The organism is Streptomyces thermospinosisporus, assembly GCF_039526425.1.
In the GTDB taxonomy this organism is placed as follows: Bacteria; Actinomycetota; Actinomycetes; order Streptomycetales; family Streptomycetaceae; genus Streptomyces; species Streptomyces thermocarboxydovorans.
In genome coordinates this window covers 1-17,210 of record NZ_BAAAIZ010000056.1, presented here as the reverse complement: position 1 = coordinate 17,210, position 17,210 = coordinate 1, and the positions used below count along the sequence as shown (strand labels likewise).

Genomic DNA, 17,210 nt, shown 5'->3' with positions numbered 1-17,210 from the left:
CCGATAGCCTGCACAAACAGGTGATCGATGGGAGGGCGCTCGTGCGCGTACTGGGGGTGGACCCGGGACTGACCCGGTGCGGCGTCGGGGTCGTCGAGGGGGTGGCGGGCCGTCCGCTGACCATGCTCGGCGTCGGCGTCGTGCGGACCCCGGTGGACGCCGAGCTGGGCCACCGACTGGTCGCCATCGAGCAGGGCCTGGAGGCCTGGCTGGACGAGTACCGGCCCGAGTACGTCGCCGTGGAGCGCGTCTTCAGCCAGCACAACGTCCGCACGGTCATGGGCACCGCCCAGGCCAGCGCCGTCGCCACGCTGTGCGCCGCCCGCCGCGGCATCCCCGTCGCCCTGCACACCCCCAGCGAGGTCAAGGCCGCCGTCACCGGCAGCGGCCGCGCGGAGAAGGCGCAGGTCGGCGGCATGGTCACCCGGCTGCTGCGCCTCAGCGCCCCGCCGCGGCCCGCGGACGCCGCCGACGCGCTCGCCCTCGCCATCTGCCACATCTGGCGCGCCCCCGCGCAGAACCGACTCCAGCAGGCCGCCGCCCTGCACGCATCGAAAGGCCGTACGACATGATCGCCTTCGTCAGCGGCACGGTCGCCGCGCTCGCCCCCGACGCCGCGGTGGTCGAGGTGGGCGGCGTCGGCATGGCCGTGCAGTGCACCCCGAACACCCTCAGCGAGCTCCGCGTCGGCCGGCCCGCCAGACTGCACACCAGCCTCGTGGTCCGCGAGGACTCCCTGACGCTGTACGGCTTCGCCGACGAGGACGAGCGGCAGGTGTTCGAGCTGCTCCAGACCGCCAGCGGCGTCGGACCGCGGCTCGCCCAGGCGATGCTCGCCGTGCACAGACCCGACGCCCTGCGCCGCGCCGTCGCCACCGGCGACGAGAAGGCGCTCACCGCCGTCCCCGGCATCGGCAAGAAGGGCGCGCAGAAGCTGCTGCTGGAGCTGAAGGACCGGCTCGGCGAACCGGCCGGCCCGCCCGCCGTGGGCGCCCCCGCAGGCGGCGGCTGGCGGGACCAGCTGCACGCCGCCCTGATCGGCCTCGGGTACGCCACCCGCGAGGCCGACGAGGCGGTCGCCGCCGTGGCGCCGCAGGCCGAGGCCGCCGGGGGCACGCCCCAGATCGGCGCGCTGCTCAAGGCCGCCCTGCAGACGCTGAACCGCGCCCGATAGCCGTACGGAGAGCTGAGGCACACGCATGAACTGGGACGACACGGCCGACACCCCCGCCGCCGAGCGGCTCGTCGGCGCGTCCGCCGACCGCGAGGACCAGGCCGTCGAGGCCGCCCTGCGCCCCAAGGACCTGAGCGAGTTCATCGGCCAGGAGAAGGTCCGCGAACAGCTCGACCTGGTGCTGCGGGCCGCCCGCGCCCGCGGCGCCACCGCCGACCATGTGCTGCTCTCCGGCGCCCCCGGCCTCGGCAAGACCACCCTCTCCATGATCATCGCGGCGGAGATGAACGCCCCGATCCGCATCACCAGCGGCCCGGCCATCCAGCACGCCGGCGACCTCGCCGCGATCCTCTCCTCCCTCCAGGAGGGCGAGGTGCTCTTCCTCGACGAGATCCACCGCATGTCCCGGCCCGCCGAGGAGATGCTCTACATGGCCATGGAGGACTTCCGCGTCGACGTGATCGTCGGCAAGGGCCCCGGCGCCACCGCGATCCCGCTGGAGCTGCCTCCCTTCACCCTGGTCGGCGCCACCACCCGCGCCGGACTGCTGCCGCCCCCGCTGCGCGACCGCTTCGGCTTCACCGCCCACATGGAGTTCTACGAGCCGGCCGAGCTGGAACGGGTCATCCACCGCTCGGCGAGCCTGCTCGACGTCGAGATCGACGCCGACGGCGCCGCCGAGATCGCCGGCCGCTCCCGCGGCACCCCGCGCATCGCCAACCGCCTGCTGCGCCGCGTCCGCGACTATGCGCAGGTCAAGGCCGACGGAAGGATCACCCGGGAGATCGCCTCGGCGGCCCTCGCCGTCTACGAGGTCGACGCCCGGGGCCTGGACCGGCTGGACCGGGCGGTCCTGGAGGCTCTGCTGAAGCTGTTCGGCGGGGGACCGGTGGGCCTGTCCACGCTCGCCGTCGCGGTCGGAGAGGAACGTGAGACGGTGGAAGAGGTGGCCGAGCCCTTCCTGGTACGGGAAGGGCTGCTCGCGCGCACGCCCCGCGGCCGGGTCGCCACCCCGGCGGCATGGGCGCATCTCGGCCTCACCCCGCCCCGCTCACAGGCCGCCGGAAACGGACAAGGGGACCTGTTCGGGGCGTGACGGCGTGCGTGCTGGCCGGGGCAGGAACCCCGGTGCCATGCTGAGCGTTGTTCCATGCGCGCGGACTCGCTTAGACTCCGCCGATGCCACCGTTGTCGGCGGCATCACATACCCCCAACCATCAGGCCGTTCACCATCGCGGTCGTGTGAAGGAAGTTCCGACCCGTGAGTCTCCTGACCCTCCTCCCGTTCATTGTGCTCATCGGGGCCATGTTCCTGATGACCCGGTCGGCCAAGAAGAAGCAGCAGCAGGCCATCGAGATGCGGAACCAGATGCAGCCCGGTTCCGGCGTCCGCACCATCGGGGGCATGTACGCCACGGTCAAGGAGGTCAACGAGGACACGGTCCTCCTCGACGCCGGACCGGGCGTCGAGCTGCTCTTCGCCAAGAACGCCATCGGTGCCGTGCTCAGCGACGACGAGTACAACCGCATCGTCCACGGCATCGAGCACGACCTGAAGTCCGACCTCGTGCCCGACGACGCCTCCTCCCTCACCGAGACCGACGACTCCTCCGACGCTGCCGCCGCCTCCGACGACACGCCTGTCGACCTCGGCAAGAAGGACCAGGCCGACGAGGCGGACGACACCGCCGAGGCGGAGACGACCGACGCCGCCGAGGCGGAGACGGACGAGAAGCCGCAGAAGTCCGAGGGCGACTCCGAGGCGAAGTAGTCATGTCGCGGGGCGCGCGGGGCAAGACCCCGCGCGCCCCGCGATGTGCCCAGCTCGCACGGAATCCCTAGACCATGTCATGGCCGCCCGCCCGCCGACCCGGCGCGAGGCGGCCCGAGAGGGAGTACGAGAAGGTGGCAGCACCTAAAAAGGGCCGGAATGCGAGCGCCCAGAGCAAGCCATGGCGCTCACTGGCCCTGATCCTGATCGCCATCGTGGGGCTCACCGCCGGAATGTTCGCCTCCGGCCACACCACCCCGCGACTGGGCATCGACCTGGCGGGCGGCACCAGCATCACGCTGCGTGCGGAACCCGAGGCGGGCCAGGAATCCGCGATCAACAAGACCAACATGGAAACGGCCGTCTCCATCATGGAGCGCCGGGTCAACGGTCTTGGTGTCTCGGAGGCCGAGGTCCAGACCCAGGGTGATCGCAACATCATCGTCAACATTCCCAAGGGCACCAACTCCAAGCAGGCCCGGGAACAGGTCGGCACCACGGCCAAGCTGTACTTCCGCCCGGTGATCGCCCGGGAGGCGGGCGGCGCCGCCCCCACCCCCGACGCGTCCTCGAGTCCTTCGGCCGGCTCCGGCAAGAAGACGGAGGACAAGAAGGACGAGAAGGGCGAGAAGGGCGAGAAGGGCGAGAAGGCAGACGAGGGCACCACGCCCAGCCCCTCGGCCACCTCCCAGGGACGCGCGGTCACCGACGGCCTCAAGGCCGACGCGAGCCCGTCCCCCACCCCGAAGGCCTCCGAGTCCAAGGACGCCGGCGACAAGGGCGACAAGGGCGACAAGGCCGACCCGCAGAACAGCAAGCTGCAGGCCGAGTACGCCGCCCTCGACTGCACCAAGCCCGACCAGCGGACCAAGGCGGGCAAGGGCGCCAAGCCCACCGAGGCCACCGTCGCCTGCGGCCAGGACTCACAGGGCCAGTGGCAGAAGTACCTGCTCGGCCCCGCCGAGGTCGACGGCACGGACGTCGACGAGGCCCAGGCGGTCTACGACACCCAGGCCGGCACCGGCTGGAAGGTCACCCTGGGCTTCACGGACAAGGGCTCGAAGAAGTTCGCGAACATCACCGGCAAGCTGGCGCAGCAGCAGTCCCCGCAGAACGAGTTCGCCATCGTTCTGGACGGCAACGTGGTCTCGAACCCGTACGTCACGCAGTCGCTGAGCAGCAACGCCGAGATCTCCGGCAACTTCACCCAGGAGTCGGCCAAGAACCTGGCCAACGTCCTCTCCTACGGCGCTCTGCCGCTGACCTTCAAGGAGGACAGCGTCACCACCGTCACCGCCGCCCTCGGCGGTGAGCAGCTGCACGCCGGTCTGATCGCGGGTGCCATCGGCCTCGCCCTGGTCGTCGCCTACCTGCTGATCTACTACCGGGGCCTGTCGTTCATCGCCGTCGCCTCGCTGCTGGTCTCCGCGGCCCTCACCTACCTGATCATGTCGCTGCTCGGCCCGGCCATCGGCTTCGCGCTGAACCTCCCGGCCGTCTGCGGCGCCATCGTCGCCATCGGTATCACCGCGGACTCGTTCATCGTCTACTTCGAACGCGTCCGGGACGAGATCCGCGAGGGCCGCTCGCTGCGTCCCGCGGTGGAGCGGGCCTGGCCGCGCGCCCGGCGCACCATCCTGGTCTCCGACTTCGTGTCGTTCCTCGCCGCCGCGGTGCTGTTCGCCGTCACGGTCGGCAAGGTCCAGGGCTTCGCGTTCACGCTCGGTCTGACCACCGTCCTCGACGTGGTGGTGGTCTTCCTGTTCACCAAGCCGCTGCTGACGCTGATGGCCCGCCGGAAGTTCTTCGCCAGCGGTCACAAGTGGTCCGGTCTCGACCCCAAGGCCCTGGGCGCCAAGCCTCCGCTGCGCCGCACCCGCCGCCCCGCCGTTCCCGTCGAGACGAAGGAGGCGTGAGCGATGTCGAAACTCGGCACCCTCGGCGCCCGGTTGCACCATGGCGAAATCGGCTACGACTTCGTCAAGAACCGCAAGATCTGGTACGGCATCTCCATCCTGATCACCATCACGGCCATCGTCGGCCTGGCGGTGCGCGGCCTGCACATGGGCATCGAGTTCCAGGGCGGAGCGGTCTTCACCACCCCGAAGCACATGAGCGTCTCGGTCGCCCAGGCCGAGGAGTACGCGGAGGAGGCGTCGGGCCACGACGCCATCGTCCAGAAGCTGGGTGACGGCAGCCTGCGCATCCAGGTCGCGGGCATCGACACGGGCGCCTCGGACAAGATCAAGGACGAGCTGTCCGAGGACCTGAAGGTCGCGTCCGAGCACATCAACGCCGAACTCGTCGGTCCGAGCTGGGGCGAGCAGATCGCCAACAAGGCCTGGCAGGGCCTGGGCATCTTCATGGTCCTGGTGGTGATCTATCTGGCGATCGCCTTCGAATGGCGCATGGCGTTCGCCGCGTTCGTCGCCCTGATCCACGACATCACGATCACCGTCGGCATCTACGCCCTGGTGGGCTTCGAGGTCACACCGGGCACGGTGATCGGTCTGCTCACCATCCTCGGTTACTCGCTCTACGACACCGTCGTCGTCTTCGACAGCCTCAAGGAGCAGACCAAGGACATCACCAAGCAGACCCGCTGGACCTACAGCGAGATCGCCAACCGCTCGATCAACAGCACCCTGGTCCGCTCCATCAACACCACGGTGGTCGCGCTGCTGCCGGTGGCCGGCCTGCTGTTCATCGGTGGCGGTGTCCTGGGCGCCGGCATGCTGAACGACATCTCCCTGTCGCTGTTCGTCGGCCTCGCCGCCGGTGCGTACTCCTCGATCTTCATCGCCACCCCGCTCGTCGCCGACCTCAAGGAGCGCGACCCGGCGATGAAGGCGCTGAAGAAGCGGGTGCTCGCCAAACGGGCCCAGGGCAAGTCCGCCCCCGAGCCCGAGCCCGTCGGCAGCGGCGGCTACGCCGACGAGGCGCAGGACGCCGCTCCCGCCGTCGTCGGCCCCCGCAACCAGCCGGCGTCCCGCAACCGCGGCCGCGGCAGGCCCTCGGGGAAGCGCCGATGACCGAGATCCGGGACCTGCTGCTCAGCCGCATCCGCGATGTGGCCGACTACCCGCAGCCGGGCGTGATGTTCAAGGACATCACGCCCCTGCTGGCGGACCCGGCGGCCTTCACCGCGCTCACCGACGCGCTGGCCGGCATCGCCGGGCAGAGCGGCGCCACCAAGGTCATCGGTCTGGAGGCGCGCGGCTTCATCCTGGGCGCCCCGGTCGCCGTCCGCGCGGGCCTCGGCTTCGTGCCCGTGCGCAAGGCGGGCAAGCTCCCCGGAGCCACCCTCAGCCAGGCCTACGAGCTGGAGTACGGCTCCGCCGAGATCGAGGTGCACGCGGAGGACCTCGGCGGCGAGGACCGCGTCCTGATCGTCGACGACGTGCTGGCCACCGGCGGCACCGCCGAGGCGTCCATCCAGCTCGTCCGCCGGGCCGGCGCCGAGGTCGCGGGCCTCGCCGTCCTGATGGAGCTCGGCTTCCTCGGCGGCCGGGCACGCCTGGAGCCCGCCCTCGCGGGCGCCCCGCTGGAGGCCCTGCTGCGCCTGTGAGGCCCAGCGGACGGGTACCACCACGGTGCCCCCGCCGCCCCCGGAGAGGGAGAGCGGCGGGGGCACCGTCGCGTCGGCCCGCGTTCCCGGGCGAGGCGGCGGGCCACCGCACGGAGCGGACCCGAGCGCGCCGCACGGAGCGGGGACCGGGAGGCGAGGCGCACCGCACGGAGCGGACCGGGAGGAATCAGGCGCACGTCCCGGGCGTTTTTCCGGTTGACCGTCCTCATCCAGGGCACCAGGCGATCGAACGGTCCTGGATCGCTACCATGGGATCTCCGGAGCCTGACCGGGGGACCCGGATCGCGCACGAGGAGTCCTCTTGCCAGACGAGGCCCAGCACCTGACCGCCGCCAAGCCCGAGTCCGCCTCGGCGGCCGCGGGCAAGCCCGCGCCGGACACGCCCCAGGCGAAGAACGACACCCGCGGGCCGGTCCAGCGCGCCCAGGCAGCACCCGTCGACAAGCCCGAGCAGTCCCGGTCCAAGCCGGCCCCGCCGGAGCGCCTGGCCCCCACGACCCGCCCCAACACCGGCCAGCCCGCCCGTTCCGGCTCCTCCAACCGCGTCCGCGCCCGCCTCGCCCGGCTCGGTGTGCAGCGCGCCAACCCGTACAACCCGGTCCTGGAGCCGTTGCTGCGGATAGTGCGCAGCAACGACCCCAAGATCGAGAACTCCACGCTCCGCCAGATCGAGAAGGCCTACCAGGTCGCCGAACGCTGGCACCGCGGCCAGAAGCGCAAGAGCGGCGACCCGTACATCACCCACCCGCTCGCGGTGACCACGATCCTCGCCGAGCTCGGCATGGACCCGGCCACCCTCATGGCCGGACTGCTGCACGACACCGTCGAGGACACCGAGTACGGCCTGGATCAGCTGCGCCGCGACTTCGGCGACACCGTCGCCCTGCTCGTCGACGGCGTCACCAAGCTGGACAAGGTCAAGTTCGGCGAGGCCGCCCAGGCCGAGACCGTGCGCAAGATGGTCGTCGCCATGGCCAAGGACCCCCGGGTCCTGGTCATCAAGCTCGCCGACCGCCTGCACAACATGCGCACCATGCGCTATCTCAAGCGCGAGAAGCAGGAGAAGAAGGCGCGCGAGACCCTGGAGATCTACGCGCCGCTCGCCCACCGGCTGGGCATGAACACCATCAAGTGGGAGCTGGAGGACCTCGCCTTCGCGATCCTCTACCCCAAGATGTACGACGAGATCGTCCGCCTGGTGGCCGAGCGCGCCCCCAAGCGTGACGAGTACCTGGCCATCGTCACCGACGAGGTCCAGCAGGACCTGCGCGCCGCCCGCATCAAGGCGACCGTCACCGGCCGGCCCAAGCACTACTACAGCGTCTACCAGAAGATGATCGTCCGCGGCCGTGACTTCGCGGAGATCTACGACCTGGTGGGCATCCGCGTCCTCGTGGACACCGTCCGCGACTGCTACGCGGCCCTCGGCACCGTGCACGCGCGATGGAACCCGGTCCCCGGCCGGTTCAAGGACTACATCGCGATGCCGAAGTTCAACATGTACCAGTCGCTGCACACGACGGTCATCGGTCCCGGCGGCAAACCGGTCGAGCTGCAGATCCGCACCTTCGACATGCACCGCCGCGCCGAGTACGGCATCGCCGCGCACTGGAAGTACAAGCAGGAGGCCGTGGCCGGCGCCTCCAAGATCCGCACCGACGCGCCCAAGTCGTCCGGCAAGGACAAGGACGCCATCAACGACATGGCGTGGCTGCGGCAGCTGCTCGACTGGCAGAAGGAGACGGAGGACCCGGGCGAGTTCCTGGAGTCGCTGCGCTTCGACCTGTCCCGCAACGAGGTCTTCGTCTTCACGCCCAAGGGCGACGTGATCGCGCTCCCGGCCGGCGCCACCCCGGTGGACTTCGCATACGCGGTCCACACCGAGGTCGGGCACCGCACCATAGGGGCGCGGGTCAACGGCCGTCTGGTGCCGCTCGAGTCCACCCTGGACAACGGCGACCTGGTCGAGGTCTTCACCTCCAAGGCGCCCGGCGCCGGCCCCTCCCGGGACTGGCTGGGCTTCGTCAAGTCGCCGCGCGCCCGCAACAAGATCCGCGCCTGGTTCTCCAAGGAGCGCCGCGACGAGGCGATCGAGCAGGGCAAGGACGCCATCGTCCGCGCCATGCGCAAGCAGAACCTGCCGATCCAGCGGATCCTCACCGGGGACTCCCTGGTCACCCTCGCGCACGAGATGCGCTACTCGGACATCTCCGCGCTGTACGCGGCGATCGGCGAGGGCCATGTCTCCGCACAGAACATCGTGCAGAAGCTGGTCCAGGCCCTCGGCGGCGAGGAGGCGGCCAGCGAGGAGATCGACGAGGCGGTGCCCCCGGCCCGCTCCCGCAGCCGCAAGCGCCGCTCCAGCTCCGACCCCGGCGTGATCGTCAAGGGCGTCGAGGACGTCTGGGTCAAGCTCGCCCGCTGCTGCACCCCCGTGCCCGGCGACCCGATCATCGGCTTCGTCACCCGCGGCAGCGGCGTCTCGGTGCACCGCAGCGACTGTGTGAACGTCGACTCGCTGTCCAAGGAACCCGAGCGGATCCTCGAGGTCGAGTGGGCACCCACCCAGTCCTCGGTGTTCCTGGTCGCCATCCAGGTCGAGGCGCTGGACCGCTCCCGGCTGCTCTCGGACGTCACCCGGGTGCTGTCCGACCAGCACGTCAACATCCTCTCCGCGGCCGTCCAGACCTCCCGCGACCGCGTCGCCACCTCCCGCTTCACCTTCGAGATGGGCGACCCCAAGCACCTCGGCCACGTCCTCAAGGCCGTCCGCGGCGTCGAGGGCGTCTACGACGTCTACCGCGTCACCTCGGCCCGCAACCGGGGCTGACACCGGGCGCACGGGCGCCCAACGCGCCGGGAAGAGTCCAGGAGACGGCAAGAGGGGCTCCCGTACTGGTACGGAAGCCCCTCTTGTGCTGGTGGTTCAGCCGCCGAACTCCTGCAGGCCCTTCAGGGCCTGGTCCAGGAGGGCCTGGCGGCCCTCCAGCTCGCGCTCCAGCTTCTCCGCCTTGGCGGTGTTGCCCTGGGCGCGGGCCTGCTCGATCTGGCCCTTGAGCTTGTCCACGGCCGCCTGCAGCTGGCCGGTCAGACCCTCGGCACGCGCCCGGGCCTCCGGGTTGGTGCGGCGCCACTCGGCCTCCTCGGCCTCCTGGATGGCCCGCTCCACCGCGTGCATCCGGCCCTCGACCTTCGGGCGGGCGTCCCGCGGCACATGGCCGATGGTCTCCCAGCGCTCGTTGATCGCACGGAACGCGGCCCGGGCCGCCTTCAGGTCCGTGATCGGCAGCAGCTTCTCGGCCTCCTCGGCCAGCTCCTCCTTCAGCTTGAGGTTCTCCGCCTGCTCCGCGTCACGCTCGGCGAACACCGCGCTGCGCGCCGCGAAGAAGATGTCCTGGGCGCCGCGGAAGCGGTTCCAGAGGTCTTCCTCGTGCTCGCGCTGGGCGCGTCCCGCGGCCTTCCACTCCGCCATCAGCTCCCGGTAGCGCGCCGCCGTCGGACCCCAGTCCGTCGAGTCCGACAGCGCCTCCGCCTCGGCGACCAGCCGCTCCTTGATGCGGCGGGCCTCCTCGCGCTGCGCGTCCAGCTGCGCGAAGTGCTGCTTGCGCCGCTTGGAGAACTGCGACCGGGCGTGCGAGAACCGGTGCCACAGCTCGTCGTCGGACTTGCGGTCCAGCCGCGGCAGGCTCTTCCAGGTGTCCACCAGCGCCCGCAGCCGCTCACCGGCCGCCCGCCACTGATCGGAGGTGGCCAGCTGCTCCGCCTCGCTGACCAGCTCCTCCTTGGCCCGCCGCGCCTCCTCGGCCTGCCGGGCCCGCTGCGCCTTGCGTTCCTCGCGGCGCTTCTCCACCAGCTCCACGAGCTTGTCCAGCCGGACCTTCAGGGCGTCCAGGTCACCCACCGCGTGATGGGCGTCCACCTGCTCGCGGATGTGCTCGATCGCGGCCAGGGCGTCCTTCGACGACAGGTCGGTGGTCTTCACTCGCTTCTCGAGGAGGCCGATCTCGACAACCAGGCCCTCGTACTTGCGCTCGAAGTAGGCCAGAGCCTCCTCGGGGGAGCCTGCCTGCCAGGAACCGACGACCTTCTCGCCGTCGGCCGTACGCACGTACACGGTCCCCGTCTCGTCGACGCGGCCCCACGGGTCGCTGCTCACAGCGCCTCCTCCACATGATGCCTGCGAGTCGCTTGTGCTCCCCCGGGCATCGTCCACAGTTTCGTCACGGCCAACATAGGCGACCGACGGGATGCCTGTCCGCATCCCGCGCGACCGAAATCTCGCAGATGGGGGTCAGGATTTCGTGACGCTGGCCTTGTCGATCACGACCGTCGCGTTGGGCGCCCCGTCGCCCATGCCCGTGCTCTCCCCGGCCTTGGCGATCTTCTTCAGCACCTTCATGCCCGCCTCCGAGACCGTACCGAACGGTGTGTAGTTGGGCGGCAGCTGGCTGTCCTTGTAGACCAGGAAGAACTGGCTGCCTCCACTGTTCTTCTGCCCGGTGTTCGCCATCGCGACCGTGCCGGCGGGGTAGATGTTGTTCTTGAGGCTCTTGTCCTTCAGATTCTCGTCCGGGATCGTGTAGCCGGGCCCGCCGGTGCCCATGCCCGTGGGGTCGCCGCACTGCAGCACATGGATGCCCTGAGTAGTGAGCCGGTGGCACTTGGTGTGGTCGAAGTAGCCCTGGCCGGCAAGGAACTCGAACGAGTTGACCGTGTGCGGCGCCGCCGACGCCTTCAGCGCCACGTCTATCTCGCCGCACGTGGTGTCCAGCTTCAGCGTGTACTTCGCAGACTTGTCGATCTCGAGCGCCGGCTCCTTCTTCCACGTCTTCGACTTCGGCTTGCCCGGGGCCGGCTTGTCGCAGGGGTCCGGCGCCTTGCTGGTCGGGGTGGCGCTGGGGGTGATCTCAGCGCTCGCGTTGGTCTTCTCGTCGCCCTGCTTGAGCACCCCGGTCGTGTACAACGCCAGGCTGCCGATCAGGACGACACCGAGCACCGAAGCGATCACCGAGTTGCGGATGCGCGCCTTGCGCCGCGCTTCGATACGCCGCTGCTGCTGCCGCAAGAACTTCTCCCGGGCGAGCTGACGCCGCCGCTGTTCCTGGCTGACCACCGGGTTAACTCCTCATGCGTCTCGTGTGTCGACCGGTACGCGTGCGTGCGGTGAGCCGACCGTCTGCGTGTGCCCCGTACCGTATATGGGTTCGCTGAGGGTTCGGCAGCGCCGGTAGGCTCTGACCGCGGGCTCGGCCCGCCGTAAGCCTCCCGTACCGACTCGAACGAAGGACGATCGTGCTCATTGCCGGGTTCCCCGCCGGAGCATGGGGGACGAACTGTTATCTCGTCGCCCCCGCAGCCGGTGAGGAGTGCGTGATCATCGACCCCGGCCACCAGGCCGCGCCCGGAGTGGAGGAGGCGGTCCGCAAGCACCGGCTGAAGCCGGTCGCCGTCGTCCTCACGCACGGCCACATCGACCACGTCGCCTCGGTCGTCCCCGTCTGCGGCGCCCACGACGTCCCCGCGTGGATCCACCCCGAGGACCGGTACATGATGAGCGACCCCGAGAAGGCGCTGGGCCGCTCCATCGGGATGCCGCTGCTGGGCGAGCTGACCGTGGGGGAGCCGGACGACGTCAAGGAGCTGGCCGACGGCGTGAAGCTTCAGCTGGCGGGTCTCGAGTTCGGTGTCTCGCACGCACCGGGCCATACCAAGGGGTCGGTGACCTTCGGCCTGCCCGAGGCGGCGGACATCCCGCCGATCCTGTTCTCGGGCGACCTGCTGTTCGCCGGCTCCATCGGACGCACCGACCTGCCCGGCGGTGACATGGCCGAGATGCTCGACTCGCTGGCCCGCGTGTGCCTGCCGCTCGACGACTCGACCGTGGTGCTGTCCGGCCACGGCCCCCAGACCACCATCGGCCAGGAGCGCGCCACCAACCCGTATCTGCGGCAGGTGGCCGCCGGCCTGGGAGCCCAGGAGGCTCCCCGACGAGGAATGTGACGAGACCTTCCGTGAGCACTTTCAAGGCCCCCAAGGGCACGTACGACCTGATCCCGCCGGACTCGGCCAAGTACCTCGCCGTCCGGGAGGCGTTCGCCGCCCCGCTGCGCAACTCCGGCTACGGCTACATCGAGACGCCCGGCTTCGAGAACGTGGAGCTGTTCGCCCGCGGCGTCGGCGAGTCCACCGACATCGTGACCAAGGAGATGTACGCCTTCGAGACCAAGGGCGGGGACAAGCTCGCCCTGCGCCCCGAGGGCACCGCCTCCGTGCTGCGCGCCGCCCTGGAGGCCAACCTGCACAAGGCGGGCAACCTCCCGGTCAAGCTCTGGTACTCCGGCTCGTACTACCGCTACGAGCGCCCGCAGAAGGGCCGCTACCGCCACTTCTCCCAGGTCGGCGCCGAGGCGATCGGCGCGGAGGACCCGGCGCTCGACGCCGAGCTGATCATCCTCGCCGACCAGGCGTACCGCTCGCTGGGCCTGCAGAACTTCCGGATCCTGCTCAACAGCCTCGGCGACAAGGAGTGCCGCCCGGTCTACCGCGCCGCGCTGCAGGACTTCCTGCGCGGGCTCGACCTGGACGAGGACACCCGCCGCCGCATCGACATCAACCCGCTGCGGGTGCTCGACGACAAGCGGGAGTCGGTGCAGAAGCAGCTCACCGGGGCCCCGCTGCTGCGGGACTACCTGTGCGACGCCTGCAAGGCGTACCACGAGGAGGTCCGCGAGCTGATCACCGCGGCGGGCGTGGCCTTCGAGGACGACCCCAAGCTGGTGCGCGGCCTCGACTACTACACCCGCACCACCTTCGAGTTCGTCCACGACGGCCTCGGCTCCCAGTCCGCGGTGGGCGGCGGCGGCCGCTACGACGGCCTGTCGGAGATGATCGGCGGCCCCGCGCTGCCGTCCGTCGGCTGGGCCCTCGGCGTCGACCGCACGGTCCTCGCCCTCGAGGCGGAGGGCATCGAGCTCGAACTCCCCGCCACCACCAGCGTGTTCGCCGTCCCGTTGGGCGAGGAGGCCCGCCGGGTGCTGTTCACCAAGGTCACCGAGCTGCGCAAGAACGGCATCGCGGCGGACTTCTCCTACGGCGGCAAGGGCCTGAAGGGCGCCATGAAGAACGCCAACCGCAGCGGCGCCCGCTACACGATCGTCGCCGGCGAGCGCGATCTCGCCGAGGGCGTGGTCCAGCTCAAGGACATGGAGTCCGGCGAGCAGGTCCCGGTCGGCGTCAACGAGATCGTGGCGGAGCTGGAGTCCCGGCTCGGCTGACGGGCCGCTCCGCTCAGGCGGATCCGAGGCGCCGGAGGCGGATGGCCTCCGGCGCCTTCGAGCAGCCGTACAGCCGTACGACACTGCGACGAACATCGGCCGAAACCGAACGCTCGCGAGTGAGTGCCGGTCATTCCTTATGCCCAGCGAACGGCGCCGCCACAGGCCCGTGCGGCACAATGGCCCCTGCCCGAAGCAAGGTCCACACTCGCTAGTGACGGAATCGGCGTGATGAGCAAGACGACACTCAAGGACGTCGCCATGGAGCCCGAGCACTCGCCCGCACGGCAGCGCACGGCCGGCGAGCGGCGCACCGAGGGCAGCAGCCGGGCCCTCGCCCTGCTGCTGGTGATCACCGGTGCGGCCGGAGTGCTCGCCGCCTGGGTCATCACGCTGGACAAGTTCAAGATCCTCGAGGCCAAGGTCAGAGGCGAGACCTTCACGCCGGGCTGCAGCCTCAACCCGGTCGTCTCCTGCGGCAGCGTGATGGAGAGCGACCAGGCCTCCGTCTTCGGCTTCCCCAACCCGATGCTCGGCCTCGTCACCTACGGCATCGTGATCTGCGTCGGCATGAGCCTGCTCGCCGGGGCCCGCTTCCCGCGCTGGTACTGGCTCACCTTCAACGCCGGCACCCTCTTCGGCGTCGCCTTCTGCGCCTGGCTGATGTTCCAGTCCCTGTACCGGATCAACGCCCTGTGCCTGTGGTGCTGCCTGGCCTGGGTCGCCACGATCATCATGTTCTGGTACGTGACCTCCTTCAACGTGCGCAACGGCTTCCTGCCCGCGCCCTCCTGGCTGAAGAGCTTCTTCGGCGAGTTCACCTGGGTCATGCCGGTGCTGCACATCGGCGTCATCGGCATGCTGATCCTCACCCGCTGGTGGAGCTTCTGGACCGGCTGACGGCCCCGGCCCGGGTGTCGGTGCGGTGATTTAGGGTTCTAGTCGTGGAGCCCGACCTGTTCACCGCCGCAGCCGAAGAACGCCAGGAGAAGGATCCGGCCGGCAGCCCCCTGGCGGTCCGGATGCGCCCGCGCACCCTCGACGAGGTGGTGGGCCAGCAGCATCTGCTCAAGCCCGGGTCCCCGCTGCGCCGACTGGTCGGCGAGGGCGCCTCCGGCCCCGCCGGACCCTCCTCGGTGATCCTCTGGGGCCCGCCCGGCACGGGCAAGACGACCCTGGCCTACGTCGTCTCCAAGGCCAGCAACGCGCGCTTCGTGGAGCTGTCGGCGATCACCGCGGGTGTGAAGGAGGTCCGCGCGGTGATCGACGGCGCCCGCCGCGCCTCCGGCGGCTACGGCCAGGAGACCGTCCTCTTCCTCGACGAGATCCACCGCTTCAGCAAGGCCCAGCAGGACTCGCTGCTCCCGGCCGTGGAGAACCGCTGGGTGACCCTGATCGCCGCGACCACCGAGAACCCCTACTTCTCGGTCATCTCCCCGCTGCTCTCCCGCTCCCTGCTGCTCACCCTCGAACCTCTCACCGACGACGACATCCGCGGCCTGATCCGGCGGGCGCTCACCGACGAGCGGGGCCTCAAGGGCACCGTCACGCTCGCCGAGGACACCGAGAACCACCTGCTGCGCATCGCCGGCGGCGACGCCCGCCGCGCGCTGACCGCGCTGGAGGCGGCCACCGGGGCCGCCCTCGACAAGGGCGAGAGCGAGATCTCGCTGACCACGCTGGAGGAGACCGTCGACCGGGCGGCCGTGAAGTACGACCGGGACGGCGACCAGCACTACGACGTGGCCAGCGCCCTGATCAAGTCCATCCGCGGCTCCGACGTGGACGCCGCGCTGCACTATCTGGCCCGCATGATCGAGGCCGGAGAGGACCCCCGCTTCATCGCCCGGCGCCTGATGATCTCCGCCAGCGAGGACATCGGCCTCGCCGATCCCAACGCCCTGCCCATCGCGGTCGCCGCAGCTCAGGCCGTCGCCATGATCGGCTTCCCGGAGGCCGCCCTCACTCTCAGCCACGCCACCATCGCTCTGGCCCTCGCCCCCAAGTCCAACGCGGCGACCACGGCGATCGGCGCCGCCCTGGAGGACGTGCGCAAGGGCCTGGCCGGGCCGGTGCCGGCCCACCTGCGGGACAGCCACTACCGCGGCGCGACCAAGCTCGGCCACGGCAAGGGGTACGTCTACCCGCACGACCTGCCCGAGGGCATCGCCGAGCAGCAGTACGCCCCGGACGCCCTCAAGGACCGGGAGTACTACCAGCCCACCCGGCACGGCGCCGAGGCCCGCTACGCGGACGCCGTGGAGTGGACCAGGAAGCACCTGGGGCGCAAGCGGTCCTGAGGACCCTGTAAACTTTGCCGGAGTGCTGCGTCCTGTGCTGTCAGAGCGGGACAGTCAGCCGGAGCCCGATCCCGGCGGGATCGGTTCCAGGAGCGTCGCGCACCGGCGAACGGTGTCGCGGGCAGCCCACCACCACCCGGAGCTCCGGGAACGGTCGGTGGGCCACTCGCGTGCTGCACGTATGTGCCCAGACCAGGGGAGCGGCTGCCCGGCAGGTCCCTCGCGGACCCGCAGGGATTCCCCGGCTGCGGATGCGACCTCCCAGCAGACCTGACAAGCCGACACTAGGAAATGAGTAACAGTGGCGAACCAGTCCCGCCCCAAGGTCAAGAAGTCGCGTGCCCTCGGCATCGCGCTGACCCCGAAGGCCGTCAAGTACTTCGAGGCCCGTCCGTACCCGCCCGGTGAGCACGGCCGTGGGCGCAAGCAGAACTCGGACTACAAGGTCCGTCTGCTGGAGAAGCAGCGTCTGCGCGCGCAGTACGACATCTCCGAGCGCCAGCTGGTCCGCGCCTACGAGCGTGCCGTCAAGGTGCAGGGCAAGACCGGTGAGGCCCTGATCGTGGAGCTGGAGAAGCGCCTCGACGCGCTGGTCCTGCGCTCGGGCATCGCCCGCACGATCTACCAGGCCCGCCAGATGGTCACGCACGGCCACATCCAGGTCAACGGCAAGAAGGTCGACAAGCCCTCCTTCCGTGTCCGCCCGGACGACGTCGTGCAGGTCCGTGACCGCTCCAAGGACAAGACGCTCTTCCAGATCGCCCGCGAGGGTGGCTTCGCCCCCGAGGGCGAGACCCCGCGCTACCTCCAGGTGAACCTCAAGGCCCTGGCGTTCCGCCTGGACCGCGAGCCGAACCGCAAGGAGATCCCGGTGGTCTGCGACGAGCAGCTCGTCGTCGAGTACTACGCCCGCTGACCCCAGCAGGCAAGCGGTACCTCGGCCCGCCGCTTCTCCGCCCTTCCGGGCGGGGGAGCGACGGGTCTTCCCTTTCCGGGCCACCCGGCCCGGCTCGGACCCGGGGGGGTCCGCCCGGCTTCCGGGCCAGGTCGGCGGCGGTGATCTCGTCGGCGAGGACGAGGGAGCCGAGGGGCGCCCGCGGGG

At 70.4% G+C, this 17,210-nt stretch carries 15 protein-coding genes; 13 read left to right on the top strand and 2 right to left on the bottom strand.

The genetic code is table 11. From position 1 onward, the window contains the following. The first annotated feature begins 41 nt into the window (after positions 1-41). The 8 genes from ruvC to relA all read left to right on the top strand — a co-directional run bounded on the left by ruvC (position 42) and on the right by relA (position 9,364). Entirely contained in the window at positions 42-572 is a 531-nt protein-coding gene (gene ruvC / locus ABD207_RS19340; protein ID WP_344014361.1) for a crossover junction endodeoxyribonuclease RuvC, read from the top strand. Further along, a complete protein-coding gene (gene ruvA, locus ABD207_RS19335; protein WP_344014360.1) occupies positions 569-1,174 on the top strand; it encodes a Holliday junction branch migration protein RuvA in 606 nt (201 codons plus the stop codon). Before ruvC ends, ruvA begins: the two co-directional genes overlap by 4 nt. Positions 1,175-1,199: 25 nt before the next feature. Next, a complete protein-coding gene (gene ruvB / locus ABD207_RS19330; protein ID WP_344014359.1) occupies positions 1,200-2,270 on the top strand; it encodes a Holliday junction branch migration DNA helicase RuvB in 1,071 nt (356 codons plus the stop codon). 165 nt (positions 2,271-2,435) lie between these two features. Beyond that, entirely contained in the window at positions 2,436-2,945 is a 510-nt protein-coding gene (gene yajC / locus ABD207_RS19325) for a preprotein translocase subunit YajC (protein WP_344014358.1), read from the top strand. Between the two features lie 134 nt (positions 2,946-3,079). After that, positions 3,080-4,861 carry a protein translocase subunit SecD gene (gene secD / locus ABD207_RS19320; RefSeq protein ID WP_344014357.1) on the top strand — a complete coding sequence of 594 codons (1,782 nt, stop codon included), beginning with the start codon at positions 3,080-3,082 and terminating at the stop codon, positions 4,859-4,861. A gap of 3 nt (positions 4,862-4,864) precedes the next feature. Further along, the gene (gene secF, locus ABD207_RS19315) at positions 4,865-5,977 is read left to right on the top strand and encodes a protein translocase subunit SecF (RefSeq protein WP_344014356.1); all 1,113 of its coding nucleotides are present in this window, start codon (positions 4,865-4,867) and stop codon (positions 5,975-5,977) included. Beyond that, on the top strand, positions 5,974-6,513 hold the full coding sequence (locus tag ABD207_RS19310; protein WP_344014355.1) for an adenine phosphoribosyltransferase: 540 nt from the start codon (positions 5,974-5,976) through the stop codon (positions 6,511-6,513). The genes secF and ABD207_RS19310 overlap by 4 nt, the downstream gene beginning before the upstream one ends. Before the next feature lie 322 nt (positions 6,514-6,835). Next, a complete protein-coding gene (gene relA / locus ABD207_RS19305; RefSeq protein ID WP_344002199.1) occupies positions 6,836-9,364 on the top strand; it encodes a GTP pyrophosphokinase in 2,529 nt (842 codons plus the stop codon). A gap of 96 nt (positions 9,365-9,460) precedes the next feature. Here the strand turns inward: relA and ABD207_RS19300 are convergent, their stop codons facing one another. Together ABD207_RS19300 and ABD207_RS19295 are read right to left on the bottom strand one after the other, a co-directional pair. Continuing rightward, positions 9,461-10,690: a DUF349 domain-containing protein gene (locus ABD207_RS19300; RefSeq protein WP_344002196.1), complete on the bottom strand. Its 1,230-nt coding sequence runs from the start codon at positions 10,688-10,690 to the stop codon at positions 9,461-9,463. Between the two features lie 135 nt (positions 10,691-10,825). Continuing rightward, the gene (locus ABD207_RS19295; RefSeq protein WP_344014354.1) at positions 10,826-11,647 is read right to left on the bottom strand and encodes a peptidylprolyl isomerase; all 822 of its coding nucleotides are present in this window, start codon (positions 11,645-11,647) and stop codon (positions 10,826-10,828) included. Between the two features lie 179 nt (positions 11,648-11,826). Between ABD207_RS19295 and ABD207_RS19290 the strand changes: the two genes are divergently transcribed. From ABD207_RS19290 to rpsD, 5 genes are all read left to right on the top strand, one after another. Continuing rightward, positions 11,827-12,534, top strand: coding sequence for an MBL fold metallo-hydrolase (locus ABD207_RS19290; protein ID WP_344014353.1), 708 nt, complete (start codon positions 11,827-11,829; stop codon positions 12,532-12,534). A gap of 11 nt (positions 12,535-12,545) precedes the next feature. Next, on the top strand, positions 12,546-13,808 hold the full coding sequence (gene hisS / locus ABD207_RS19285; protein ID WP_344014352.1) for a histidine--tRNA ligase: 1,263 nt from the start codon (positions 12,546-12,548) through the stop codon (positions 13,806-13,808). A gap of 231 nt (positions 13,809-14,039) precedes the next feature. Further along, the gene (locus ABD207_RS19280; protein WP_344014351.1) at positions 14,040-14,708 is read left to right on the top strand and encodes a vitamin K epoxide reductase family protein; all 669 of its coding nucleotides are present in this window, start codon (positions 14,040-14,042) and stop codon (positions 14,706-14,708) included. A gap of 44 nt (positions 14,709-14,752) precedes the next feature. Next, a complete protein-coding gene (locus ABD207_RS19275) occupies positions 14,753-16,108 on the top strand; it encodes a replication-associated recombination protein A (RefSeq protein WP_344014350.1) in 1,356 nt (451 codons plus the stop codon). 301 nt (positions 16,109-16,409) lie between these two features. Further along, a complete protein-coding gene (gene rpsD / locus ABD207_RS19270) occupies positions 16,410-17,024 on the top strand; it encodes a 30S ribosomal protein S4 (RefSeq protein ID WP_167990677.1) in 615 nt (204 codons plus the stop codon). The last annotated feature ends 186 nt before the right edge of the window (positions 17,025-17,210 follow it).